General features: G+C 61.6%; 24 protein-coding genes. 11 read left to right on the forward strand and 13 right to left on the reverse strand.

The annotated features are described in order from the left end of the window. A complete protein-coding gene (locus tag I6E56_RS13150; RefSeq protein WP_197138946.1) occupies nt 1–624 on the reverse strand; it encodes a TetR/AcrR family transcriptional regulator in 624 nt (207 codons plus the stop codon). Nucleotides 625–729: 105 nt separating this feature from the next. Between I6E56_RS13150 and I6E56_RS13155 the strand changes: the two genes are divergently transcribed. Then, the gene (locus I6E56_RS13155) at nt 730–1,122 is read left to right on the forward strand and encodes a VOC family protein (RefSeq protein ID WP_197138947.1); all 393 of its coding nucleotides are present in this window, start codon (nt 730–732) and stop codon (nt 1,120–1,122) included. Here I6E56_RS13155 and I6E56_RS13160 read toward each other — a convergent pair. Continuing rightward, the gene (locus tag I6E56_RS13160; RefSeq protein ID WP_197138948.1) at nt 1,119–1,391 is read right to left on the reverse strand and encodes a hypothetical protein; all 273 of its coding nucleotides are present in this window, start codon (nt 1,389–1,391) and stop codon (nt 1,119–1,121) included. The two genes, I6E56_RS13155 and I6E56_RS13160, sit on opposite strands and share 4 nt — an antisense overlap. Nucleotides 1,392–1,503: 112 nt before the next feature. Here I6E56_RS13160 and nadE point away from each other — a divergent pair, with 112 nt between their 5' ends. The 3 genes from nadE to I6E56_RS13175 are packed head-to-tail and all read left to right on the forward strand — an operon-like array spanning nt 1,504 to nt 4,559. Beyond that, the gene (gene nadE / locus I6E56_RS13165; RefSeq protein ID WP_197138949.1) at nt 1,504–2,328 is read left to right on the forward strand and encodes an ammonia-dependent NAD(+) synthetase; all 825 of its coding nucleotides are present in this window, start codon (nt 1,504–1,506) and stop codon (nt 2,326–2,328) included. A 39-nt stretch (nt 2,329–2,367) separates the two neighbouring features. Beyond that, the gene (locus I6E56_RS13170) at nt 2,368–3,045 is read left to right on the forward strand and encodes an ABC transporter ATP-binding protein (RefSeq protein ID WP_197138950.1); all 678 of its coding nucleotides are present in this window, start codon (nt 2,368–2,370) and stop codon (nt 3,043–3,045) included. After that, a complete protein-coding gene (locus tag I6E56_RS13175; RefSeq protein WP_197138951.1) occupies nt 3,045–4,559 on the forward strand; it encodes a hypothetical protein in 1,515 nt (504 codons plus the stop codon). Before I6E56_RS13170 ends, I6E56_RS13175 begins: the two co-directional genes overlap by 1 nt. 16 nt (nt 4,560–4,575) lie before the next feature. Here I6E56_RS13175 and I6E56_RS13180 read toward each other — a convergent pair whose 3' ends face one another. The 6 genes from I6E56_RS13180 to I6E56_RS13205 form a co-directional block, all read right to left on the reverse strand. Next, nucleotides 4,576–6,777, reverse strand: coding sequence for a S9 family peptidase (locus I6E56_RS13180; RefSeq protein WP_197138952.1), 2,202 nt, complete (start codon nt 6,775–6,777; stop codon nt 4,576–4,578). Nucleotides 6,778–6,844: 67 nt separating this feature from the next. Next, nucleotides 6,845–7,588: a FadR/GntR family transcriptional regulator gene (locus tag I6E56_RS13185; RefSeq protein WP_197138953.1), complete on the reverse strand. Its 744-nt coding sequence runs from the start codon at nt 7,586–7,588 to the stop codon at nt 6,845–6,847. After that, complete coding sequence (locus I6E56_RS13190; protein WP_197138954.1) at nt 7,588–8,376, reverse strand: 3-oxoacyl-ACP reductase; 789 nt, start codon at nt 8,374–8,376, stop codon at nt 7,588–7,590. Before I6E56_RS13190 ends, I6E56_RS13185 begins: the two co-directional genes overlap by 1 nt. A gap of 33 nt (nt 8,377–8,409) precedes the next feature. After that, nucleotides 8,410–9,771, reverse strand: a complete 1,362-nt coding sequence (locus I6E56_RS13195) for an aldehyde dehydrogenase (RefSeq protein WP_197138955.1) — start codon at nt 9,769–9,771, stop codon at nt 8,410–8,412. Next, nucleotides 9,768–10,511, reverse strand: a complete 744-nt coding sequence (locus I6E56_RS13200; RefSeq protein ID WP_197138956.1) for a gamma-glutamyl-gamma-aminobutyrate hydrolase family protein — start codon at nt 10,509–10,511, stop codon at nt 9,768–9,770. Before I6E56_RS13200 ends, I6E56_RS13195 begins: the two co-directional genes overlap by 4 nt. Next, a complete protein-coding gene (locus I6E56_RS13205) occupies nt 10,498–11,865 on the reverse strand; it encodes a glutamine synthetase family protein (RefSeq protein WP_197125443.1) in 1,368 nt (455 codons plus the stop codon). The genes I6E56_RS13200 and I6E56_RS13205 overlap by 14 nt, the downstream gene beginning before the upstream one ends. 218 nt (nt 11,866–12,083) lie before the next feature. On the opposite strand from I6E56_RS13205, the gene I6E56_RS13210 reads away from it, so the two are divergent. After that, complete coding sequence (locus I6E56_RS13210; RefSeq protein WP_197138957.1) at nt 12,084–13,628, forward strand: amino acid permease; 1,545 nt, start codon at nt 12,084–12,086, stop codon at nt 13,626–13,628. Between the two features lie 135 nt (nt 13,629–13,763). Further along, the gene (locus I6E56_RS13215) at nt 13,764–14,624 is read left to right on the forward strand and encodes a sulfurtransferase (protein WP_197138958.1); all 861 of its coding nucleotides are present in this window, start codon (nt 13,764–13,766) and stop codon (nt 14,622–14,624) included. Between the two features lie 93 nt (nt 14,625–14,717). On the opposite strand, the gene I6E56_RS13220 is transcribed toward I6E56_RS13215, so the two are convergent. Further along, on the reverse strand, nt 14,718–16,214 hold the full coding sequence (locus I6E56_RS13220) for an APC family permease (protein ID WP_197138959.1): 1,497 nt from the start codon (nt 16,212–16,214) through the stop codon (nt 14,718–14,720). A gap of 143 nt (nt 16,215–16,357) precedes the next feature. Here I6E56_RS13220 and I6E56_RS13225 point away from each other — a divergent pair, with 143 nt between their 5' ends. Together I6E56_RS13225 and I6E56_RS13230 are read left to right on the forward strand one after the other, a co-directional pair. After that, nucleotides 16,358–17,167 (forward strand): acetoacetate decarboxylase family protein, encoded by an 810-nt coding sequence (locus tag I6E56_RS13225; RefSeq protein WP_197125366.1) that lies wholly within the window; start codon nt 16,358–16,360, stop codon nt 17,165–17,167. Between the two features lie 130 nt (nt 17,168–17,297). Then, complete coding sequence (locus tag I6E56_RS13230) at nt 17,298–17,792, forward strand: AAA family ATPase (protein ID WP_197138960.1); 495 nt, start codon at nt 17,298–17,300, stop codon at nt 17,790–17,792. A gap of 68 nt (nt 17,793–17,860) precedes the next feature. Here I6E56_RS13230 and I6E56_RS13235 read toward each other — a convergent pair whose 3' ends face one another. Continuing rightward, complete coding sequence (locus tag I6E56_RS13235; protein ID WP_197138961.1) at nt 17,861–19,207, reverse strand: glutamine synthetase family protein; 1,347 nt, start codon at nt 19,205–19,207, stop codon at nt 17,861–17,863. Between the two features lie 110 nt (nt 19,208–19,317). Between I6E56_RS13235 and I6E56_RS13240 the strand changes: the two genes are divergently transcribed. Beyond that, on the forward strand, nt 19,318–20,025 hold the full coding sequence (locus I6E56_RS13240) for a type 1 glutamine amidotransferase (protein WP_197138962.1): 708 nt from the start codon (nt 19,318–19,320) through the stop codon (nt 20,023–20,025). 50 nt (nt 20,026–20,075) lie between these two features. Here I6E56_RS13240 and I6E56_RS13245 read toward each other — a convergent pair whose 3' ends face one another. The 3 genes from I6E56_RS13245 to I6E56_RS13255 form a co-directional block, all read right to left on the reverse strand. Beyond that, nucleotides 20,076–20,411, reverse strand: a complete 336-nt coding sequence (locus I6E56_RS13245; RefSeq protein WP_197138963.1) for a cupin domain-containing protein — start codon at nt 20,409–20,411, stop codon at nt 20,076–20,078. A gap of 65 nt (nt 20,412–20,476) precedes the next feature. Beyond that, nucleotides 20,477–21,847, reverse strand: coding sequence for an aminotransferase class V-fold PLP-dependent enzyme (locus I6E56_RS13250; protein ID WP_231606628.1), 1,371 nt, complete (start codon nt 21,845–21,847; stop codon nt 20,477–20,479). 21 nt (nt 21,848–21,868) lie between these two features. Next, the gene (locus tag I6E56_RS13255; protein ID WP_197138964.1) at nt 21,869–23,113 is read right to left on the reverse strand and encodes a cytochrome P450; all 1,245 of its coding nucleotides are present in this window, start codon (nt 23,111–23,113) and stop codon (nt 21,869–21,871) included. A gap of 147 nt (nt 23,114–23,260) precedes the next feature. On the opposite strand from I6E56_RS13255, the gene I6E56_RS13260 reads away from it, so the two are divergent. Next, on the forward strand, nt 23,261–23,761 hold the full coding sequence (locus I6E56_RS13260; protein WP_197138965.1) for a MarR family winged helix-turn-helix transcriptional regulator: 501 nt from the start codon (nt 23,261–23,263) through the stop codon (nt 23,759–23,761). A gap of 120 nt (nt 23,762–23,881) precedes the next feature. Next, nucleotides 23,882–25,345 carry an aldehyde dehydrogenase gene (locus I6E56_RS13265; RefSeq protein WP_197138966.1) on the forward strand — a complete coding sequence of 488 codons (1,464 nt, stop codon included), beginning with the start codon at nt 23,882–23,884 and terminating at the stop codon, nt 25,343–25,345. Nucleotide 25,346 lies beyond the last annotated feature (1 nt).

The raw sequence follows: 25,346 nt of genomic DNA on the forward strand, positions 1-25,346 counted from the left end.
TTAGTGGGCGGCGTAACGCCAAGTGTCGACTAGCCCATGGATAGCGGCAAACGCTGAGTGGATGTGCTCGGCGCCAGCCTGCGAGCGGATGGTGACTTGAAGCCCGAAGAACAGAAGCGAGAGCATTTCGGCTCGTTGAGCGGTTAGGGCATCGTTCTCGGTCGCCTCGGGGAGTGCGAGGGCTGCAAGAGCGGTCATCTGCAGGCGAAGAGCTTGGTTGTTCTCAACGGAGAAGTCTTCGTAGCCTGGCATGCTGCCCCGCAATTCGTTCGCGCTCATCACCATGAGGCAGCCCCTACTGCCCTCGTCGGTGCCCGCGAATTCTTCGAATTTGTCGAAGAAAGTGTGGATGCCGGCAATGCCGGTCCCGGATTCAGCGCGAAGCTGCGTGAGCATCGCCATGCGCTCGCTGAGGTAACGCCGCAGCACGGTCGCGAAGAGTTCCTCTTTGCTGCCGAAGGTGCGGTACAGGCTGGGTTTGTGCACCCCGCTGGCTTCAACAATGTCTGTCATGGAGGTATTGCCGTAACCCTGCTGCCAAAACAGCGCGGTGAGCTGGTTGAGCACAGCTTCTTCGTCGAAGGCTCGGGGACGGCCAGCGGTGGGTGTTAATGTGGTGCTCATTCATCCACTCTACGTCTATTCGTGGATATTTAGAACCCACCGGTATCAAAACAATCGTGTGCCGTTCAGGACGCTTCGTTGGTGAAAAAATGGAAGGAAAGACCGATGACCAGTTCCTTAGACAATGTTGAAGCCATCACCGTGTTCTCGGATGATGTTCCGGCATCCCGAGAGTTTTACACGAAAGTGTTTGCAGCGCCCATCCTGTTTGAAGACGAGGTGTCGGTCGCACTGCGAATCGGTGCGATCGTGATCAACGTCTTAGCGCGAAGCGAAGCCCCAGCGTTGATAGCGCCCGAGCCGATCGCAGAAGCGGGAGCAGCGGCATCCGTAATGCTGACGGTGAATGTGACCGATGTGGATGCTGTCTGCGCCACCCTGAAGAAACACGGCGTCGAGCTCGTCAATGGTCCGATTGATCGGCCCTGGGGTCGCCGCACTGCAGTGTTTCTCGACCCGTCTGGGTTGCCGTGGGAGGTCGCTCAGGAGCTGGGTTAGCCCTCGCGCGTTCCTCCAGAAGTGCGCTCGATCTTCAGCATGACGAGTGCACCGACGATCAGCACAGGGCCGACGAGGCGGGCGATCTGAGTGAGAAATTCGACCCCACTGGCAAGGCCGCTCGCGAACTGTGAGGCGAGCGGAAAACCGATCGACTGCGCTGCCCAATAAAGATTGGGGATCACGAAGTTGCCCAGAACGAATCCCACGATGAGTAGGCCGAGCCCGGTCCAGAACGCAATCTTGGGGCGAAGTAGTTGATCGATCATCCGTGGCTCCTGTGTTTCGTGGGCGTAACAGTTTCAGGCTAACCCGCCGAGAGTCTGCGGCGCAGCAGAAGTGAACAATCCTAATGACGTGGGGCGGGGTTAGGTTTAATGCATGACTCCGTTGCAGGCGCGCATCATCTCCGAACTGAACACCCAAGCTTCGATCGACCCTGCTGGTCAGATCCGCAGGCGTATCGAGTTTCTTAAGGAATATCTGACGGCCTCCCACGCCAAGGGACTCGTGTTGGGCATCAGCGGCGGGCAAGATTCGTCGCTCGCCGGGCGAATCTGTCAGCTTGCCGTCACGGAACTGCGCGCGGAGGGCGCCGAGGCGCAGTTTGTGGCCGTCCGGCTGCCGCACGGGGTGCAGCACGACGAAGACGATGCGCAATTGGCGCTCGACTTTATTGAAGCCGACCGCGAAGTCACCTTCAACATCCAGCGGGCCGTTGACGGTATCGCCGCAGAGTTCGCGGATGCGATGGGCGAGCCCATCACTGACTTCAACAAGGGCAACGTGAAAGCACGCGAGCGCATGGTGGCGCAGTATGCAATCGCCGGGCAGCTTGGCTACCTCGTGGTCGGAACCGACCATGCGGCCGAAGCCGTCACAGGATTCTTCACCAAGTTCGGAGACGGTGGTGCCGACGTGCTGCCCCTCACGGGGCTCACCAAGCGCCAGGGCAAGCAACTGCTCAAGCACCTCAACGCTCCCGAGCGTCTGTACGAAAAGGTGCCGACCGCAGACCTGCTCGACCACACACCAGGGCAAGCCGACGAAGCCAATCTCGGTGTCACCTACGAGCACATTGACGACTACCTCGAGGGCCTCGAGGTGCCGGCCGAGGCGGCTGCCGATATCGAGCAGAAGTTCCTCGACACTCGCCACAAGCGTGCGGTGCCGGTGTCGATGTACGACGAGTGGTGGACTGAATAGCCGGAGCGTTTTCCGCACGCTCTAGCTACACTGGATTTCATGGGGAAATCTCACGACACGGTGACGGTCGCTGGGGCTGACGCGAGCTTCGGCGTCCGAGTCGACTCCCTTGCCGTCCACATCGATGACGTGCCGCTCTTAGAATCGGTTTCGTTCGACATCCCGCCAGGCACTGCAGCGGCTATCACCGGTGCCAACGGGGCCGGGAAAACCACGTTGCTGCGAGTGCTCGCTGGCCTGATTGCGCCAACAACGGGAAGCGCGCACGTTGGTGAGCTGCCAGCGGATGAGCGGAGCCCGGCTTTTCGGCGAATGGTGGCGGGTCATATCGGCCACACCTCGTTCGCCCGCGATCTCACCCTCGACGAGCAACTGACCATGGTCGGCGTCTCGTGGGGCGCGGAGGTTCCTGCCGCTCGCGAGCGAGCCGCAGTGCTGCTCGATGACTTCGGCCTGACCCGACTGCGAACGCGTTTTGCCCACGAGCTTTCATCGGGTCAAACACAAATGTTCTCGCTGGCGCTCGCGATCGCACGGCCCTTCGACGTGCTGCTGCTCGACGAGCCAGAGCAGCGACTCGACAAGGAACGCCGAAGCCAGGTCGCCCGCGTCCTGAGAGGTCTCGTCGCTGAGGGCACGACATTGCTCTTTGCCTCGCACAACGCGAAACTGATCGACGCTGTGAGCGACAGCACTGTTGCGTTGACACGCTCGTAATGGCATCCGATCCGACGCTGCGGCGTCTGCAGCAACTGCGCCGCGACCGGCAGGCACAGAGTGAGAGCGAACTCACGTACGTGATCTATGTGAGCGTGTTGCTTCTGCTCATCGTTGGCGTACCCATTATTCGGATGGCGGTGCTTGGCCTTGCCTCTCCCGACGTGATGGCCCTAGTGGCGAGCCCAACTGCGCCGGTGGTGCTCTCCGCGATCACCGGGTTGCTCTTTGCCGGGCTTGTCGTGGTCGGACGCACTCGCGGGCCAGCGCTCATGGATCCGTTCCGCAGCAACGTCGTCGCGAGCAATCATCTGCCTCGCCGTCACACACTGCGGCGTCCGTTTCTTATCTCTGCCTCACAACTCGTGGTGGCGCTCACGGCTGTCGCGCTGATTCTCGCTTCTGCGTTGACGATGGCGGGCGCAGCGACAGCGCTCTCCGTGATCGTATTTGTGGCGGCGACAGTGCTGCTCGGCATTCTCGCCTCAATTGCGTGGCTGCTGGGTCAGAGTCTGTCGACGCGCACCTCACAACGGGTTGCGGCGGCGCTCGCAGTGGCGTCATTGGGTATGGCAACGATTCCGGGTGGACTGGCCGCAACGCCGTGGGGGTGGTTTGCACTGCTCTATCCGAGTTCCGCGCTTCCGGCCTGGCCAGCGTTCGTGGCGTTGGTGGTGATGGTGATCGTCGCTGCGTTCGCTATCCCGCGACTCTTGGACAGCATCCGCGGTGCTGAATTGAGAGCTCAGGCGCAGCGCTGGAGCAGCGCCGCCACGTTCAGTGCGACAGCCGATCTTGCGGGAGCATTCGCAGAGTTTCGGAGTCTTCCGACCGTGGGTCGTCGTTGGAGAGCAGTGAGAAATGCACCGGTGCCGGTCGTGATGTTCGTCCGCGACCTCGTTGGCTCGTTGCGTTCACCCGAACGCGCGATCGTGGCCGCACTGTCGTTGCTCGCCGCAGGGGTCTTGCTTGCGAGCACAAGCGCCGTGCCCGCAACGGTTGCGTGGGTACCGGCCCTACTCGGCGGAATCATTGCGTTTCTCGCGCTCGGCGTGTGGAGCGATGGCTTTCGCCACGCCTCCGATACCGCTGTCGCAGTGCCGGTTTACGGGTTCGGCGTAGCGAACGAGTTCGCACTGCACGCGGTGCTGCCGGCGGTGGGGGTCATCGTTTTCGTGGGTTCGGGAGCTCTGGCCGCTAGCGCTACCGGTGCGTCGCTCCTGAGCGTTGCTCTGGCGGTCGTATTCGCGCTATTTGTCATCACCGTTCGAATGATGCATGCCACGAAGGGACAGATGCCGATCGAACTCCTCGCACCTATCCCTACCGCGGCAGGAGACCTTTCTGGCGTGCTGATCGTGCTCTGGCAGGCTGACGCGGTGCTGCTCGTCAGCGTCGCGAGCATCGTGTTGGCCTCAAGTTGGCTCAGCGCACCGCTGCTCTTCGCAATGCTTCCGATTGCCAGCACAATCGTGCTCTGGCTGGCGAGTCGAAACATCGCTGCTGCTCGCTGACGAGGAGACTTCCCGATCAGCGCGCTGACGGGCGCGTCACATCCACCATCCAGGCGTAGTTGAAGGCTCTTTCGCGCCAGGCGTCGTAGCGACCGGAGACGCCGCCGTGGCCCGCGGCCATCTCGGTCTTGAGTAGAGCATCCGCTCCCACTTCACGCAGTCGGGCAACCCATTTGGCGGGCTCGACGTAAAGCACGCGGGTGTCGTTGAGGGAGGTCACCGCGAGGATGCGCGGGTAGTGGGTGTCGTGCACGTTCTCGATGGGGGAGTACGACTTCATGTAGTAGTAGACCTCCTCGTTGTGCAGGGGGTCGCCCCATTCATCCCACTCGATGACCGTCAGCGGCAGCGAGGGGTCAAGGATCGACGTGAGCGGGTCAACGAACGGGACGACCGCGAGGATGCCCGAGAACAGTTGCGGGGCAAGGTTCGCGACGGCTCCCATGAGCAGGCCGCCGGCGCTTCCGCCCTCCGCAACGAGGCGATCGCTTGAGGTGACATCGGTGTCGATGAGGTGATGGGCGCACGCGACAAAGTCGGTGAACGTGTTGCGCTTGTGCAGCTTCTTGCCGCCCTCGTACCAAGTGCGGCCCAGTTCGCCACCGCCGCGCACGTGGGCGACAGCGAACACCATGCCGCGGTCGAGCAGGCTCAGGCGGGCAGCGGTGAAGCTCGGGTCAATGCTGATCTCGTACGAGCCGTAGCCGTAGAGCACGGTCGGTGCCGGGGTTCCGGGCACCACGAGGTCGTTGCGGTACACGAGCGAGATCGGCACGCGCGTTCCGTCGGAGGCAGTGGCCCACTCGCGACGCTGGGTGTAGAGCGCTGGATCAAAGCGGCCGAGCACCGGCTGCTGTTTGCGCACGACCAGCTCATTGTCATCCACGAGGTAGTCGTAGACGATCGTCGGGGTCACGAAACTGCCATAGCTGAGACGGATGCTCGGCTGATTCCATTCGGGGTTGGAGCTGAGGCCCACGGTGAAGAGTTCGTCGTCGAACTTCAGTTCATGCGGAATATCTTCGTAGCGCCCGCCATGCTTCGGAACGATCGCAATCGCCACGCGCGTGAGACCCTCGCGGCGGTACTCGATGGCCACGAAATCCTTGAAGGCATCCACGCCCTCGAGGCGCACGGCTTCATTGTGGGGGAGGATCACGCGGCGCTCGCCGAGGGGATCCGCCGCCGCAACGCTCACGAGCTCGAAGTTGATCGCATCCTTGTTGTGCACAATCAGTAGACGATCCTGCGTGCCAACCACCACATGCTCAACGTCGTATTCGACACCCACTTCGCGCGGCCAGACAACCTCGAACTCACCGGTCGGGTCGCTCGTGTCGAGCAGTCGCGTCTCACTCGTCAGGCGCGAACCCGCTTCGATCGCCAAAAACTTGCCACTGCGTGAGCGACCTACGCCGACCCAGAAACTCTCGTCGGGCTCATGAAACACCTGCACCGCGGATGCCGCGGCAGTGCCCAGTTCGTAGCGCCAGACCGTATCGGGGCGCCACGCATCATCAACCGTCGTGTAGAAGACGTACTTGCCTGTGGCGTCCAGAAGCGCGCCGCCCGCGGTGCCCGGAATCTCGTCAGGAAGGTCATCGGCGGAGCTGAAGCGGATGACGGCGGTCGCGTCGGCGGGACCGCTCGTGTCGGTGCCCTCCGCAGCGGCGTCACCGAGCTGGCGCACGCGCAACGTGTACCGCTCGTCGCCCTCGATGTCGACTCCATAAAGCAACAGGGTTCCGTCGTCGCTGAGCGAGAACGAGCCCAGGCTGAAGAATTCGTGACCCTCAGCTTCGACGTTGTCGTCGAGAAGGATCTGCTCGCCGGGGAGCGTGGTGGGAGCGGCGGCGTCACCGGCCGCAGGCTCGCCAATCGTCGGCGGAGTCCAGTCGTCATCGCTTGCGATCGGTGCGCGGCAGTGGATCGCGTACTGCTTGCCCTCCTCGGTGCGACTGAAATACCACCACTGGCCGCGACGAACCGGAACACTCAGATCGGTCTCCTGCGTGCGGGCCTTGATCTCTTCAAAGATCTGCTCTTGCAACACGCTGAGGTGACTCGTGCGCGCCGCGGTGAAAGCATTCTCGGCATGGAGATGCGCGAGGGTGTCGGGGCTCTCTTTGTCGCGCATCCACTCGTAATTGTCGACGTAGTGGTCGCCATGCTGGATGCGTTCGGTAGGAACCTTTGCGGCTTCAGGTGGGGTGAACATGCCTTCAGCGTATGCCCGATTTCTGCGAAGCGGGCATGCCAGCGAAGTGAAACCGGTCGGAAAACTGCTACTCGAGGAACCCGCGCAGCAGCAGAGCCGTTCCGGCCAGGTGCTCGCTCATGGCCTGCGCCGCGGCATCCGGACGCCCAGTGAGGATGGCGATCGCAATCTGCTCGTGTTGAGTATTCGAGTGCGCGATGTTGGGCCCGAGCGAGGGGATGCTGTCGAGCAACTCGTTCACGCGCATCCGCACATCGGCGATGAGCGGAGTGAGAGATGCCGAACCCGCGAGTTCGCCTACCATGAGGTGAAAGCGCGAATCTAGGCGTCGGTATTCTTCATCGCTCGCGGCGTTGGCGTTGCTGAGACTCTCCCAGAGAAGTTCTCGCTCGGAGGGAGTAAGGGCGCGGCCTGCAGCAGCGCGCGCACCACCGACCTCGAGGATCTCCCGCAGCGTGAGAGTGTCTTCGATGACTTCGGGAGTGAGCTGGCGGGCAGCCGCAACCGGGTCGCCCGAGGCGGTTCCAGGAGTGTGCGTGGGGAGAGTTTCGCTGACGAAGGTGCCACCATAGCGACCGCGACGAGACACCAAATAGCCAGCGTCACTCAGCGAAGCGATAGCATCCCGAACCGTATCGCGACTGACGGAGAGCATCGTGGCGAGCTCTCGTTCGGCAGGCAATCGCTCTCCGGGAGCGACTAAGCCGAGGCGCACTGTCTGGAGGAGGCGCTGAACGGTCTCCTCGAAGGAGTTGCCGCCGCGCACCGGGCGCAGCAGCAACTCTCCGTGGAGACCGGTCGGCTCATCCATTACAGCGGTGTTGTGTAGGCGGAGCTGATTCCGCCATCGACGATGAATGTCGACGCGGTGATGAATGACGAGTCATCGCTGGCGAGGAATGCAACGGCGGCAGCGAGTTCGTCAGCTTCAGCGAAGCGTCCCATGGGGATGTGGACGAGGCGGCGAGCGGCACGTTCAGGATCCTTCGCAAATAGCTCTTGGAGGAGGGGAGTGCTCGTGGGGCCGGGGCAGAGTGCATTGACTCTAATTCCCTCCCGGGCGAACTGCACGCCCAACTCACGGCTCATCGCCAGCACGCCACCCTTAGATGCCGTGTATGAAATCTGGCTGGTCGCCGATCCCATGATAGCGACGAAGGATGCCGTGTTAATGATCGAGCCCTTGCCCTGGGCGACCATGTGGCGAAGCGCGGCGCGGCAGCAGAGGTAAACCGACTTGAGGTTGACGTCTTGCACTTTCTCCCACGCGGGCAATTCGGTGGTGACGATCGAGTCGTCCTCGGGCGGTGAGATTCCAGCGTTGTTGAAGGCGATGTCGACTGACCCGTAGGTGCTCGCGGTGGTGTCGAAGAGCTCATTGACTTGGGCTTCATTCGTCACATTGACCTTGATGAAATGGCCGCCCACGAGCTCAGCGGCAGCGAGCCCCGTTGTCTCATCCATGTCACCGATGATGACAGTCGCACCTTCGGCGGCGAAACGACGTGCGGTAGCAAGACCGATACCGCTCGCTCCGCCGGTGATGACGGCGACCTTGCCAGCGAGGCGCTGTGTGAGGTCAATAGGGGTGATGCTCATTCGGTGCTCCTTGAATAGGAAGGGGTGAATTTGTCAGTCGACGGCGATGAAAACATTTTTGGTTTCGGTGAAGTTCAGTGGCGCATCGGGGCCGAGCTCGCGACCGAGACCGGACTGCTTGAATCCGCCGAAAGGGGTCGAGTACCGCACGGAGGAGTGCGAGTTGACTGACAGGTTGCCGGCTTCCACGCCGCGAGAAACGCGGATGGCGCGGCTGACATCGCGCGTCCAGATGGAGCCAGAGAGCCCGTACTCAGAATCGTTGGCCAACTGCATCGCATCGGACTCGTCATCGAACGGAAGCACCGTTACTACCGGCCCGAAAATCTCGTCGGTCACGCAACGGTCGCTGCGTGACTCTGGAGTCAGCACGGTAGGCGCGAACCAGAAGCCTGGGCCGTCTGGCGCGCTGCCGCGGAACGCGACTGGCGCATCCGCTGGAACGTAAGACTGCACCGAAGCCAAGTGCTTGGCGGAGACCAGCGGGCCCATTTCGGTCGCTTCGTCATGGGGGTCACCAACGCGCACACCAGCAACGGCAGGCTCGAGAAGTTCCATGAAGCGGTCGTAGGCGCTGCGTTCGACGAGGATGCGGCTGCGGGCGCAGCAATCCTGGCCCGCGTTTTCGAAGACTCCGTAGGGTGCCGCAGCGGCCGCCTTTTCTAGGTCGGCATCCGCGAACACGATGTTGGCACTCTTGCCGCCGAGCTCGAGCGTGACGCGCTTCACTTGGTCAGCGCAGCCGGCCATGATCTGCTTGCCAACGGCGGTCGACCCGGTGAAGACAACTTTGCGCACCGTGGGGTTGGTCACGAAGCGCTCGCCGACGACGGAACCCTTGCCGGGGAGTACCTGGAACAGTCCTTCGGGCAGGCCAGCTTCAAGAGCGAGTTCACCGAGGCGGATGCTCGTGAGTGGCGTCCACTCGGCAGGCTTAAGCACCACGGCATTGCCGGCCGCGAGGGCCGGAGCGAATCCCCACGCCGCGATCGTCATCGGAAAGTTCCATGGCGTAATCACGCCAACAACGCCGAGCGGCTCGTGAAAGGTGAGGTTGATACCGCCAGCTACGGGAATCTGCTGGCCGAACATCCGCTCGGGGGCCGCAGCGTAATAGTTGAGAACGTCGCGCACGTGGCCGGCTTCCCACCGAGCCTGCGAGATCGGATGCCCGGAGTTGCTGACCTCCATCGCGGCAAGATTCTCGAGGTCGCCGTCGACGGTCGCGGCGAAGCGACGCAGCATGAGGGCCTTGTCGGCGGGGGAGACGCGCGCCCACGCCTTCTGGGCGACGGCGGCGCTAGCGATTGCCGCATCCGTCGCTTCGATATCGAGGAGTTCGACCGAACCTATCTCGGCCTCAGTTGCGGGGTTGATGACGGTGTAAGTGCTCACGCGAGAGCCTTTCGGTAGTGGCGGGCCGCTTCGACGAGACCCTCGAACAGTCGGATGTCTTCTGGCGCTGCCTCGGGATGCCATTGCACGGCAACCACGAAGGTCGCCGACGGCAGTTCGACAGCTTCAATAACGTCGTCGCTCGTGCGCGCCGTGACGACGAGTCCGTCGGCGAGGCGATCGATTGCTTGGTGGTGGTAGAGGGGCACGACGAGGGGGTCGGTTTGCCCGCCGAGCACCTGATCGATCTGCGAATCGGCTTCGATGGCGACGGGAAGGTGGCTGAAGTTGCCGCCACCTAGTTGATAGTTTCCGTGGCCGACGACTTCAGGAAGGTGCTGGTGAAGGGTGCCACCGAGAGCAACATTGAGCACTTGAGCACCCCGACAAATGCCGAGGAATGGCAGGTCGGCGTCGAGTGCTTGGCGCATGAGCTCGTCTTCCCACGCATCACGATCGAGTCGAGGTTCGTCGGTTGTCGGGTGGGGTTCTTGGCCATAGCGCGCTGGGTCGAAGTCTTTGCCCCCGGTGATGATGAGGCCGTCGAGCCCCTGAAGCACCCGGCGGGCGATTTCTGGGCTTACCGGCTGCGGCGGAAGAAGCACCGCGATACCGCCAGCGCGAGTGACAGCCTCGAAGTAGGCCTTCGGCAAAAACGCTGCCGGAACATCCCACACGCCCGTTTGCGCTTGTTCGAGGTAGGTGGTCAGGCCGATAAGGGGCCGATCAGAGTCGCTCAAAGCCGCGCACCTTTTCCCAGTCAGTCACTGCCGAGTCAAAGGCAGCCAATTCGATAGCGGCGTAGTTGAGGTAGTGGTCGACTACTTCATCGCCGAAAGCTTCGCGGGCGAAAGTGGATGCTGCGAAGAGTTCCGTAGCTTCCCGCAGTGATGCAGGCACCCGAGGAACATCGCTCGTGTACGCGTTGCCTTCGAAGGCATCGTCGAGCTCAAGCTCGTTGTCGATTCCATAGAGCCCAGCGGCGATGAGGGCGCTAACGGCCAAATACTGGTTCACGTCGCCGCCAGGAACGCGGTTCTCGACCCGCATTCCGTGTCCTTGGCCAACGACTCGCAGTGCACACGTGCGGTTGTCGAGGCCCCATGCCAGAGCCGTGGGGGCAAAGCTTCCCGGAACGTAGCGCTTGTAGGAGTTGATATTGGGAGCGGAGAACAGCGTGAGTTCGCGCATGACCGCGAGCTGGCCGGCAATAAAATGACGGAACATTTTTGACATGCCGTGTTCGGCATCCTTATCGGCAAAGACGGCGGTTCCGTCTGTTCCTCGCAGGCTGATATGGATGTGGCAGCTATTGCCTTCCTTCTCGTTGTACTTTGCCATGAAGGTGAGGCTCTTGCCGTGCGCATCGGCGATTTCCTTCGCGCCATTCTTGTAGATCGAGTGGTTGTCGCACGTATCAAGGGCTGAGGCGTAGCGGAAGCCGATCTCTTGCTGGCCAGGGTTGCATTCGCCCTTCACCCCTTCGCAGTACATGCCGGCGCCATCCATGCCGTTACGGATGTCGCGAAGCAGTGGTTCCATGCGCGTCGACGCCAGCACGTTGTAGTCGATGTTGTAGTCGGTGGCTGCTGAAAGTTCGCGGTAGCCCTTCTTCCAGGCCTCGCGGTAACTGTCGTCAAAGACGATGAATTCGAGTTCAGTGGCAACAAAAGTGTCGAGCCCGCGCTCGGCGAGACGCTCGAGTTGAGCTTTCAGGATCTGGCGAGGGGATGGCGCGACTGGGGTTTCGTCGTGCCACTTCAGGTCAGCGGTGACGAGCGCAGTGGCCACGAGCCACGGGGCGCGGCGCAGGGTTCCCAAATCGGGCACCATGACCATGTCGCCGTAGCCGCGCGACCAGCTCGACATTGCGTAGCCCTCGACGGTGTTCATGTCGACATCAACGGCGAGCAAATAGTTGCAACACTCAGCGCCGTGCGCCGCGGCATCCTCAAGGAAGAGTCTCGCCGAGAGACGCTTGCCCACCAGGCGCCCCTGCATGTCGGTGAAAGCCACGAGAACCGTGTCGATTGCGCCGCTTGCGACGTCGTCGGTCAATTCGTCGAGCGTGAGGTTGCCTGAGCTGGGGGACATTAACTTCTCCTCATTAAGCAAGTCAAATGGTGCGCTTTCCGACCATTAGAACACACCCACGCCGGTGTTGCTCGAAAATCTTCCCCATTACCGCGGGAAATTTCTGTGGATTATGTCTAGTCAACAACCATTGATAACCGTATAGTCATCGCAAGGATTCTCCCAGCATTGTGTGATCGACCCGTCGGTGCACGCAACCAGACTGCAAAGGAAACAGGATGTCCAAAGACACACTGAACGTCTCCGGGGTGAAATACACGACGGCTGCGGCCGGGTATTTCGAGAAACGCACACTCAAACGCACGGCGGGAATCTGGGGACTGTGGGGTCTCGCGGTCGCCGCGGTCATCTCCGGTGACTTCTCTGGCTGGAACTTTGGAATCGGCTTCGCGGGCTTCGGCGGGATGCTGATTGCCTTCGCCCTGCTGATCTTCATGTATTACGGCATGATCTTTAGCATCGGAGAAATGGCATCCGCCATGCCCCACACCGGTGGAGCCTATTCCTTTGCTCGCGCTGCGATGGGCCCGTGGGGCGGTTTCGTCACGGGGCTCGCTGAGACGATTGAATATGTGGCTACTACGGCCGTCATCGTATATTTCTCGGCTGGCTATGCCGACTTCATTACGAGTGAGCTCTTGGGCTTCTCGCTGCCGGCGCCAGTGTGGTGGCTGATTCTGTACATCGTTTTCATCGGGCTCAACTCGGCCGGCGCCGCGATTTCCTTTAAATTTGCGATCATCGTGGCGATTGTTTCGATCACCATCCTGCTCGTCTTCTCGGTCATGGCAGCATTTTCTGGTCTCTTCAGCTGGGACAACTTGTTCAATATCGAGGCAGACCCTGGGCAATCATCCTTCTTGCCTCATGGCATCGTGCCGATCCTCTTTGCCCTTCCCTATGCGATGTGGTTCTTCTTGGGAATCGAAGAGCTGCCACTTGCCGCAGAAGAGGCTCACGACCCTGTCCGCGACATCCCCAAGGCCGGTTTGATCGCCCGCACTACGCTGATCATTACGGGTCTTTTGGTGCTCTTCCTCAACACGGGAATCGTTGGTGCCTCCGAGATTTCTACGTCGGGAGAGCCCCTACTCGATGGATTCCGTGCGATCGTCGGAGACCAAGCAGCGGCGGCCCTCGCACTGTTTGCACTCATCGGGCTATTCGCGTCGTTGCAGGGGATCATGTTTGCTTACGGACGCAACATGTACTCGCTGTCTCGCGCAGGCTATTACCCGAAATTCTTGTCGCTCACTGGTAAGCGCCAGACTCCCGCTGTTGCACTTCTGGTGGGTGCGATTATCGGCTACGTCGCCTTGGTTCTCGTTGACAGCCTCGGCGGCGCCGATGGCGTCGCGGGTGCAATCGTCTTGAACATCGCGGTGTGGGGCGCTGTTATCGCTTACGTACTTCAGATGGTGTCGTTCCTGATTCTGCGCAAGAAATACCCGAACGCAAATCGCCCCTACCGCAGCCCCTGGGGTGTTCCCGGAGCTATTATCGGCGGCGTTCTTTCGTTGGCGATCTTCTTCGGCTTCTTCATCAACGAGCCCGCTCGTCCGGCGATCGGCGCCATCGCTGTGGTCTACATCGTGATGCTTGCGATTTTCGGGCTCTACGGTCGCAAGCGCCTCGTGCTCTCGCCTGAAGAGGAATATGCAATCTCCGGTGGGCTCCACGGGGATCCGCAGAAAGAGGGGTATGGCGGTGCCGTCGAGGAAGAGCTTCTCGCTACTGACGGTCGGGACGAGCCCCGCAGCTAGGACGAGTTCCGCAACAGATTAGCTCTGAGCTTCCCGTCGCCCGCAAACATCCGGTCGGCGGGAAGCTCAGCTAGTGCGTGTGCGCCGACGGCGGTGAATGCGATCATGGAACCACCCCAATGATCGGAGCCTCGGATGCCACACCCCCTCGTTACCGCGAGCGAACTTGCCGCGCTACTCGACAATGCGGCCACGGGTGGCACGCCGGTGAGAGTTTTGGATGTGCGGTGGAGCCTCGGCGGCCCCGCCGGGCTACCTCTCTATAGCAAGGGTCATATTCCGGGCGCGGTGTATGTCGACCTCGATACCGAGCTTGCCGGCCACGGTGAACCTGAGGAGGGGCGTCATCCGTTGCCTACTGCCGCGGACTTTCAGGCTGCTGCCCGCCGCTGGGGCCTCAATGCTGGCGACACCGTCGTTATCTACGACAACTGGAACAGTCTTGCCGCCTGCCGCGCGTGGTGGCTGCTGCGTTACATGGGGGCTGCAGATGTGCGGGTGCTCGACGGTGCGCTCCCGGCGTGGACTGCGGCCGGGCATCCGCTCACTGAAGGAACCGACGACATGACGAATGCCACCCCGGGTTCGATTAGCCTCAGCGCCGGGCACGAACCTGTACTCAACGCCGATGATGCCGCCTCGCTTCCCGAGAGTGGCGTGCTTCTCGATGCGCGCGCGGGGGAGCGCTATCGCGGCGAGACTGAGCCGATCGATCCGCGCGCCGGTCACATCCCCGGGGCGATCAGCGCACCGACCTCCGGCAATCTGGATGATGCCGGCCACTTCCTCGATTCCGACACGTTGCGGGAGCGGTACGTGGCGCTCGGTGTCGATGTTGATCGTGCAGTAGGCGTGTATTGCGGCTCTGGTGTCACAGCGGCTCACGACGCTCTCGCGCTGACTGTCGCAGGCTTCCGACCGGCACTCTTTCCCGGCTCATGGTCGGCGTGGGCTAATCAACCTGAGCGTCCGGTCACCACCGGCGCGACGCCGTAGCTGGGGCATCCGCTCGGAGCATCTCGCTTCGCTCCTCTTAAATACGAAGGGCCCCAACACCACCACGGTATTGGGGCCCTTCGATCAGGGGTGTTACGAAATCACATCCTGCAGCAGTTCTTCGTTGAGGTCCTTGCGAACCAGCGACACGATGTAGCCGATCACGAAGGCGATAAACGGTGATAGCACGAGGAACCAGCCGAAGGCGTTGAGTCCGAACGCGGTGACAGTCGGGTCGACGCCAGCAGCGAGCGTGAGGTCACCGGCGAGGAGGCCGAAGCGTGACATCAGCAGGTACTCGGCGAGAACGAGACCAATGAACGCCAGGATCGGCGCAATCATGGTGACGAAGATGTTTTCGGTGCCCTTGTTCTGCAGGAAGAAGCGGATGATCGCGACGCAGACGAGCGCTTCGATCAGCACGATCGCCACGACGGCAAGGCCACTGAACCAGAAGAACATGTTGCCAACGGGGTCGAGCTGGAAGGCGGCGAACAGCACGATCACGACGCCGCTAATGATCGACACGATGATGGATGCGCGGCCAGGAGCTCCGCGACCGTTCACGGTTCCCACCGAACTCGAGATCACGCCACCGCGACCGAGGGCGAAGAGGTAGCGGCTTGCGGCGTTCTGGAAGGCGAGCAGTCCGGCGAACAGACTCGAGAGCACGAGGATGCTCATGAGCGTTGCAAGCCACGGTCCGACGTATTCGCTGGCGAGAGTGAAGAGCACGGCGGCGGGGTCTTCGAGGCCGGCTGAACGTTCGAGCGTCTGGTCGATTACGTTCGAGGCACCCATGCCGGTGACTAGGGCGAAAGCGGTGAAGGCGAAGAGCACGGTGATGAGGCCGACCGCGAGGTAGGTCGCACGGGGTACTGCGCGCTTCGGGTCTTTGCTTTCTTCGCCGTAGATGGCGGTGGCTTCGAAGCCGATGAAGGAAGCGAACGCGAAAGCGAAGGCGATTCCGGCCGAGCCGGCGAGGCCGCCAGCCATGATGAGGTCGGGCGAGAACGATGCAGCCCAGTTGAGGCCCTCGGGGCCGCCATCGGCGAGGATCGCAACGGCGGCGATCACGAGCACAATGAGCTCGGCGAGCATCAATACGCCGAGCACCTTGGCGCCGACGTCAACGCGAGCGAGCGACAGCCCGGTGACGACAACCCAGGCGAGTAATGTCCACGCCCACCAGGGGAGGAGTCCGACCTGTCCGGCCATGACTCCACCAAAGAAGCCGTAAATGGCGAGCTGGATGGTGAGGTACGCGAGTACGGAAACGAACGAGGATGCGATTCCGGCGTTGCGCCCGAGTCCGCGGCCGACGTACGCAAAGAATGCACCGGTGTTGGTGACGCGTTGGCTCATCGCGGCGTAGCCGACGCTGAACAGGAGAAGCACGATGCCGGCGAAGAGGTACGCGCCGGGGGCGGCGGCGCCGTTGCCGAGAACGATAGCGACGGGTACTGCGCCGGTCATGCCGACGAGTGGTGCGGCTGCTGCCACAACAAAGAAGACGATTCCGATTACGCCGAGTCGCCCTTTGCGCAGGGTCCGATCGGGGCTTTCCTGGGATTTTTGGTCAAGCGCCATAGTGAAACTCCTCGTTGAGTTCTCAATCAATGTCGTCCGTATCCGAACGAGTTGGGTACAACAATGGCGAAGACAGGGTGACTTAGTCAAGGGTTTCCGGAAATTCATTCGGATACGAACTGTTTTGGGCTACACTCTGGCGCATGACCGAACTCAACGGATTTCTTCCTCCACTCACCCCTCAAGGGTCAAGTTCGCTCGTGCCGAAGATGCCCTGGTACTACTCGGGAACGCTGCTCACTGTCGAGTATCTGACCGATCCAGCCAACGTACGTGCGATCCTCCCCGACGATATTGACCTCGCCCCCGAGCAGCCTGGCGCTGTTGCCATCGTGTGGGCAGACTGGCAGTCCTGCAGCACAGGCGGCCTCGAACTGCTCGACCCTGTTCGCGCTCAATACCTCGAAGCCTTCATGGTGGTGCGTTGCTCGCACAAGGGCATCGTGTACAGCCGTTGCGTCGCCATCTGGGTCAACAAAGACTTCGCCATCGGCCGCGGTTGGTTCCAGGGCTACCCCAAGAAGCTCGGCAACATTGCCGTTACTCGAGTCTTCAACACGGGCAAAGCAACCCCCAAGCTCGAGAACGGTGGCCAATTCGGCGCCTCCATCGCGGCGTACGATCACCGGCTCGCGTCGGCCGTCGTCACTCTTCGCGAACCCGCCGAGAGCAACGGCTTCGTCAACGGCCACAAGATGCTGCACAGCCGCTTCATGCCCTCCATCAGCAAGGATGCCGGCATGTCGCTTGACCAGCTCATCACCATGGGTGGCACCGACGTTGAAATTGGCGAGACCTGGAAGGGTGACGCTGAGCTGCACCTGGGCGACTCGCAGTGGGATGAACTTCACTCGATCCTGCCCGTGCAAGAAATCCTCGGCGGCTACTACCGTGAGATCGGTGTCACCTTCAACGGTGGCGAACTCGTAGAGGACCGCTCGAACGCGATCTAAGTTCCTTCACCGCACAGAAGAGCCCCGCCGAGAACTTCGGCGGGGCTCTTCTGCGCCCCGACGGCTTCGCGACCCCATCGCCGAGCGGATTATTCCAGCGAGGCCTTTCGTCGTCTGAGAAACTGTTCGCATGACAGCTGAGCGCCTGCGGGCAATGTTGGTGACGGGGATGTCCGGCGTGGGTAAGTCGACCGTGTTGGCCGCGCTCCGTCAGCGCGGGATCGACACTGTCGATACCGACGAGGGAAACTGGATCGAGGATGTCGACGGTGAGCCCTTGTGGAGCATCCCACGGATGACAGCGCTGCTCGACCGGCCACGCGATCGCCCCCTGGCTGTGCAGGGCACCGTGGCAAATCAGGGCCAGCTCTATCACCGCTTCGATGCCGTTGTTCTGCTCACCGCACCGCAGGCCGTAATCCTCGAGCGGCTCCGAACCCGAACATCGAATGACTATGGAAAATCTCCTGCCGAGCGTTCGAAAGTCGAGCAGGAAATTCGTGACGTCGAACCCCTGCTGCGCATTGGAGCAACTCACGTGATTGACGCGTCGGCTCCGCTAGTGGAAGTCGTCGAGGCTGTTGAGCGCATCATTCGAGGGCGTGACATCGCACCTGCAGAGTGAGCGACCGGTGTTAGGCCGGAGCCGACCCACCAACCGAGTCCGCGCCAGAGGCTCCACTCGAGCGGGGCTTAGTAGTCGGCGAAGTACTCGTCGATCTCCCACTGGCTAATATCACGCGTCGTCTTGTCGGCGACAGAGTCTTCGTAGCGCATCACTTCATCGCGCTTCAGCACGCTGAAGACATCAATCACAGTGCTGCCCAGGGTCTCGCGCATCACCGTGTCGGCGTCGAGAGCGTCTAGGGCGGCGCTGAGGGTCATCGGCAAGATCGGTGCAGACTCGTCCTCGTAGGCCCAACCTGCGACTGCTGCGGGTGCCGTGAGCTTGCGCTTGATGCCATCAAGGCCAGCAGCCAGAGTGGATGCGATCAGCAGATACGGGTTCGCGGCCGGGTCGCCGAGGCGGACTTCTAGTCGCGTGCCCGCGCCGCGCTCGGGCGGTACCCGCAGCATTGCGCTGCGGTTGTCGTGGCCCCAGTTGGCGCGGTAGGGGGCCAGAGTGTCCGGGCCGAGGCGCTTGTAGGCGTTGACGGTGGGGTTCGAGAGTGCTGCGAGTGATCCGGCGTGGGCGAGGATTCCACCGATCATGTGGTTGGCGGTCTCTGAGAGCCCAGCGCCGCCATCCGACATGATGTTGTTGCCGTCACTGTCGACGACGGAGAAGTGCAGGTGGAAGCCGCTGCCGCCTTCGTCGTCCCAGGGCTTGCCGACGAAGAGGGCGTGCTTGCCGGTGCGGGCGACGATGTCGCGCACGGCAGTCTTGAAGAGGAAGGTGCGGTCGGCGGCATCCAGTGCCTCGCTGTGCCAGAGATTGATTTCGTACTGCGAGGGGCTGAATTCGTGGTTGCCGGCGAAGACGCCGATGTCCATGCCGTCGAGCATGCGCATGAGGTTCAGGAATTGCCCACCGGGGTCGACGTGCTCGCCGGTCGTGTAGACGCGGCCGGTGCGGCTGAGGCTGCGGCTCCACCCGTTCTCGTCGTCGTGGTTGGCGATGTAGAACTCAAGCTCGGGGCCGACGGTCGGGGTGAGACCGAGGGCGGCATATTCTGCGATCACGTTCTGCAGTACCGAACGCGGTGCGACGTCGCTGGTGCTGTGGTCGGGGTTGAACGCATCGCCAATAACGAGGGCAACGCCGGGCTCCCACGGCATCATCGTGAGCGTGTCGGGGTCGATCTGGGTGAGGAGGTCGGGAAGGCCGGATGACATGATGTCGTTTCCGTCGAGCACGCCGCCGCCCGTGGTTGTTACCCACACGCCTTGGCAAAATAGCGGAGACTTCGTGCGATGCAATTGGCTGACGAGAAGATCTTTTGAGCGGGTGATTCCCAGCACATCCGGGAAAATCAGTCGCAGAACATCGATCCCTTTTGCCTGCAAGTCCGCTTGAAGTGCTGCTATGTCGAGAGTCATTCTTCCTCCGAAAAATAAATCGTTCGGCACTGAACGATTAGTGCGATACTAAGGCACACAGCGGTGTGGCTGTCTACTCATCGCCAGAAATTAACCCGAAAGGTACACAGATGAGAGCTCTCCTGGTGCAACACGATCACGTCACCGCGAGCGGCCCAGTCGGTGATCGACTGCGGGAACGCGGCTTTGCGATCGACGAGATCATGGTCGTCACCGAGCAGAATTTCGATAACCCGAACGTTGAATTTGAATTTCCGGATGCGTCGCAGTACGACCTCGTGATTCCGATGGGAGCGCCGTGGGGTGCGTGGGATGACGCGTGCATCGGCCGGTGGTTGGCCCCAGAGCTCGAGTGGGTCCGCACTATCATCGAGGCGGACATCCCGGTGCTCGGTATTTGTTTCGGAGGCCAGCTGATTGCTCGCGCTCTCGGTGGCACGGTAGCGCGCGGTCAGAAAGCCGAAATCGGGTGGACAGCGATCTACAGCGACGACACCTCGCTGGTGTCGAATGGCCCCTGGTTCCAGTTTCACTACGACCAGTGGACGATGCCCGAGGGCGCCGTTGAGATCGCCCGCAATCCGGTAGCGCCCCAAGCGTTTACCTATGGGCGCAGTCTGGCCGTGCAGTTCCATCCAGAACTCAACGCCGCGATTCTTGAGGGGTGGCTCGATCAGGGCGGCATCGATGAAGTGACCGCCGATGGTCAAAACGCCGCGGTGATGCTCGAACAAACTCGCGCCGAAGAGGCCGTCGCCGGTCAGCGCACGGCCGCACTCGTGGATGCTTTCCTCGACCGCATAGCGAAGCTCGGCTAGCCAGCGCTCGCCGGCTGCACTCGCTTGCCGAACATGGCTAGCGAGCGGGCCTACTGCGCTTTCACGACCGTGAGCAAAATCACGGAGTCTTCGAGCGCATCCACGGCATGAATCTCGGTGGGGATGGGGAGCAGGTCGCCTGGCTTGCCCTCCCATGACTCGTCGGACGATCGTAAAGCGATATGGCCGACGATCACCTGCAGGGTCGCCTCACCGGGGCTGGAATGCTCGGAGAGGCCCTCGCCGGCGCGCAGTGCCATCAACGTCTGTCGCAGTTTCGCGTCCCGGCCACCGCAGATCGTCAGCGCGCTTCGCCCGTTATTCGACGCGACAGCACTCGCTAATTCTGTTGCCGCCAATTCGGTCAAAGAAACAGCTGTGTTCATCTCGTCACCCCTTTCGTGCACCGGTCGGCTTCATCGCCGTGGCCTAAAACTACCTCAGGCGTCTGTTATCGCAGCGTTTCTAGCGCTGCCATCACCTTGCTGGTCTCCGTGTCGGGGTTCACAAACGCGAGCCGCAGCACGCTTTGGCCACGCCACGAGGTCGGAACGCACAGGATGACGCCGTCGTGCGCCGCTTGCTTTGACCACGCCGAATACTGTTCGGCGGTCCACCCGGTGCGCACGAACAGCAGTACCGAAAGCTCGGGCTCGCGCACGAGTTCGAGATAGTCGGTCGCCTCAATCGCCCGAGCGACTTCACGGGCGGTTGTCACGGAGGCTTCGATCGCGTCCCGATACTTGTCGGTGCCGTGGGTGGCGAGACTGAACCACAGTGGAAGTCCGCGCACGCGTCGCGAAAGGTGCAGGGCGAGCTCGCTGGGGTTCCATTCGCTGCGGTCGATGGCATCCAAATAGCTGGCGTGCTGGGAGTGCACGGCGCGAGCCAACTCGGGCTCGCGATACACAAGTGCACAGCAGTCATAGGGGGCAAAGAGCCACTTATGCGGGTCGACGATAAAGCTGTCAGCCCGTTCAACACCGTCGAAGATGTGGCGGATGCTCGGGGCGGCTAGCCCCGCACCGCCATAGGCGCCATCGACGTGCATCCATACCCCGAACTCTTCGCAGACGTCAGCGATGTCGGAGAGGTCGTCAACGAGGCCTTCGTTGGTGGTGCCAGCGGATGCCACCACAGCAAACACGTTCGGTGACTGTTCAAGAACAGCCCGCAGTGCTGCCCCGGTCATGTGGCCGCGGTTATCGATGGGTACGTCGACCCTGTCAACGTCGAGTGCTTTCGCAGCTGAGTTGATCGACGAGTGGGCGTTGGAGGTATAAGCCAGCTGCCAGCCGCCGGCGGGGCGACCACCGCGACGCATCTTGGCGGTTTCCCGCGCCGTCATGAGCGCTGAGAGGTTGCCTGAGGTGCCGCCGGAAACAAACGTGCCGCCAGCGGTCTCCGGCCAGCCGAGCAGCCCGATGATCCACTGCAGGGCCTGGTTCTCGGCGAAGATCGCGCCAGCACCCGATTCCCAGAGGCCGCCAAAAATATTGGCAGAACTGGTGACGAGGTCAAACGCGACTGCTGCGCGAGTGGGCGCGGCCGCGATGTAAGCGAGGTTCAACGGGTCATCTTGAGCACGAGTTGCCGGCTCAAGAATCTCGTCAAAAATACGCAGTGCTTCTGCGCCGCCAATGCCTTCGGGACGGATCGCTTCGCCAACCTCTGCCGCCAACTCGGCCGCGGGCCGAGCGGTGGACAGGGGGTCAGTTTTGCGGACCATTCTCTTGGCGGTCCAGTCGAGGGCGAGTTGTACTACTTCAGTCTCGTCGCCCCATACTGCGTGCGGTCTGCCTTGTGGCCGAACTTCGCTCATGCAACTACCTCGCTCATGTGCCTACTTTGCTAGTTCGACGCTTACCGGGAGTCGTTTGATTCCGTTGATGAAATTGCTGCGCAGTCGATCAGGTTCGCCGAGTTTCGTCATTCCGGAGATTCGGGGCAGCAGGTCCTCGAACATAATACGGATCTCTAGGCGTGCCAGAGAGTTTCCGAGGCACATGTGCGGGCCACCGCGACCGAAGGCCATGTGTTCGTTGGGGTTGCGGGTGACATCCATCGTGTAGGGGTTCTCGAACACTTCGGGGTCGCGGTTGCCAGCAGCGAACCACGTGACGACCTTCTGGCCCTCTTTGATGGCTTGACCGTTGATCTCGGTGTCCTTCGTCGCGGTGCGACGGAAGTGATACACGGGGCTAGCCATGCGCAGGAACTCTTCGACGGCCCACGGGATTAGCTCGGGCTTTTCTTGCAATAGCTCCAGCTGGTCGGGGTTATCCATGAGGTAGTTCATGGAGTGCGTGATGGTGTGGCGGGTTGTCTCGTTGCCGGCAACCACGAGCAGCAAGAAGTAGCTGTTGAAGTCGCGCTCGCTGAGTGCTTTGCCATCCATTGGCGTCTGGTTGACGAGGCGCGACACGAGGTCGGTGCCATCTTTGCCGCGGCGCTCGTTGGCTAGGGCGTTGCCATATTCGAAGACTTCGAGTGCCGCAGGGGAGCGGAACGGCAAGAGCCGGTACTGCTCGCTCTCGGCGGAGGTGGCCAACACATCAGCGTGCTCCGGATCGTCGTTGCCGATCATCCGGTTGCCCCAGTCGATGAGCTTGTAGATGTCTGTATCGGGCACGTCAAGCATTTTGGCGAGCACGCGGATGGGGAAGTCAGCGGCGACCTGGTCGACAAATTCGAATTCTTTGTTCGCGAATGCCGCATCAAGAGTGCTGGCGGTGAGACCGCGGAGGAAGGTCTCGTAGCCGGCGACAGCCCGAGGCGTGAATTCGCCCTGCATGAGACGGCGAAGCGCGCGATGACGAACACCATCGGTCTCGAGCATCGACTTGCGAGCCTCAATTTGGTCGGCATCGAGTTCTTCGAGGTTGACGGTTCCGCGTTCGCTGGAGAATGTTTCGGTGTCTCGCAGCACGGAAACGATGTCGTGGTAGCGCGTGAGTGACCAGAAGCCGTGGTTGGGTGCCGGTTCTTCTGACCAGTGCACGGGTGCCTCTGCTCGAAGCTTGTCGAACACGGTCCAGGGTGTGCCGTTCTCGAACAGATCTAGGTCTGCCAGGGTGACGTTCGCCATTGAAGTCAACTCAATCCTCCGTGGGTTGTTTGGATACAAACAATATGCCACACCGGCACGATTCTGCGAACGATGCGCATAAAAACTTTCTGAACGCCGGGGGTTAGATAGAGTAACCGCAGCTAAACGCGAGCGAGGGGACCCTCCGTGGCCGGACCACACACACTGACTGAGACTGAACGCCAAGTGCAGGCGAAGGTCGGCGGCTTGCCGCTCGACTACTCCGCTATGGCGGTTGCCTCGAACCTCTTTCGCGCCGCTAATGCCGTGCGCAATCACTTTGAGCGCACCGTGCTTTCTGAGCACAACCTGTCGTGGACGGCCTTCGTGGTGCTGTGGGTCACCTGGATTTGGGAGCCCATCGAGACGCGCCAGATCGCACTCGAGGGCGGCTTCTCCAAGGCCACTCTCACGGGAGTGCTCACCACGTTGGAGGGTCGCGGTTGGCTTGTTCGGGAGCGGAGCGCCACCGACGGCCGCCTCGTGGTGGTGAACCTCACCGACCGTGGTCGCGAGCTCATGGTTGAGCTCTTTCCTGCCTTCAACCTCCAAGAGCAGGCCGTCACTGGCCCTGTCGATCCCAGCAAGCGCGAAGAGCTGGCCGAGATGCTGCGCGTGATCACCGCGGGCGTGGAGCCCAAAAACTAGCCAACCCAGATTTTTTGGTGGTCGGTTCCCCCTAACGCTTGTTTGGGGTCGAATCACTCGCTAAGGTAAGTCATTAGCATCCGAATGACTTAACGGCGAGCGATTCGAGACGGGAACACTATGACCAACGTTCAAGTAGCAGGAGTGACCGTCGATACGCGGCACTTCATCAACGGAGAGCGCGTCGCCTCCGCCGACACCTTCACCAACGTGTCACCCATCGATGCCAGCTCCCTCGGAGAAATCTCCCGCGGAGGCCAGCGCGAAGTCGACATGGCTGTCGCCGCAGCCCGTGCAGCATTCCCCGGATGGGCTGCCACCAGCCCGAAAGACCGTGCAGCAATCCTTCATAAGATCGCCGACCTCGTCGAAGAGCGCGTCAGCGACCTCGCCAACGTCGAAACGATGGACAACGGTGCGCTCCTGCGCAGCCACCTGCGCGGCGTCATGCCGCGAGTGGCCCACAACTTTAGGTTCTTCGCTGACTACCTTGTGAACGACCTCGGGCATCCCGACTTCGAAACTCGTGGCCACAACAACCACGTCTCGTGGGATCCCTCGGGAGTTGCTGCGCTTATCACGCCGTGGAACGCACCCCTCATGCTCGCCACCTGGAAGATTGCTCCGGCGCTCGCGGCAGGCGACACAGTCGTACTGAAGCCGGCCGAATGGACGCCGCTCACTGCATCCCTTCTCGCGGATATCACCGTTGAAGCTGGCCTTCCCGCTGGAGTTTTCAACGTGGTGCAGGGCTACGGAAAAGAAGCGGGTGCCTCGCTCGTGGAGCACCCCGACCTCAGCCGCATCTCGTTCACCGGTTCAGTGCCGACCGCAAAGTCGATCGCTCGCGCCGCAGCCGACAACCTCACCCCGTGCAGCTTTGAGCTCGGTGGCAAGAGCCCGTGCATTGTTATGGAAGACGCCGACCTCGAACTCGCCGCAACCCTCGCCGTTGAGCAGTACGACAACGCCGGTCAGGTCTGTCTCTCGGGCACACGCATCCTCGTTCACGAAAATATTGCGGATGCCTTTGCCGCAGCATTCCAAGCGAAGGTCGAGACCCTGCGTCAGGGTGACCCTCGCGACCTCGAGACCGACATCGGGCCGCAGGTTCACCGTGTGCACTTCGAGCGGATCAAGGGATTCGTCGATCGTGCCAAGGAGGGCGGAGCAGACATCCTCTTCGGCGGTGGACCGAACGCTGAGCTCGGCGGCCTCTACTTCACGCCCACGCTCGTCAAGAACCCTGCGCTTGGAAGCGAGATTGTTACTCAGGAGGTCTTCGGGCCGGTGCTGACAATGCAAACCTTCACGACCGACGAAGAACTCGTCGCGATGGCCAACGGAACCGAATTCGGCCTCGCCGCCATCCTCGTCGCAGGCAACCGCGAGCACGCCGACGTGATCACCAAGCAGCTTGTCGCCGGCACAATTTGGGTCAACTGCTTCTTCGTGCGCGACTTGCGCGCACCGTTCGGTGGCTCCAAGAAGTCGGGTGTTGGCCGTGAGGGCGGCACTTGGTCGTTTGATTTCTACGCAGATGTTAAGAACACGGTGTTCGCACCTAACGGATGGAAGGAATAGT

The sequence above is a fragment of the Salinibacterium sp. NK8237 genome (assembly GCF_015864955.1).
Lineage (GTDB): Bacteria > Actinomycetota > Actinomycetes > Actinomycetales > Microbacteriaceae > Rhodoglobus.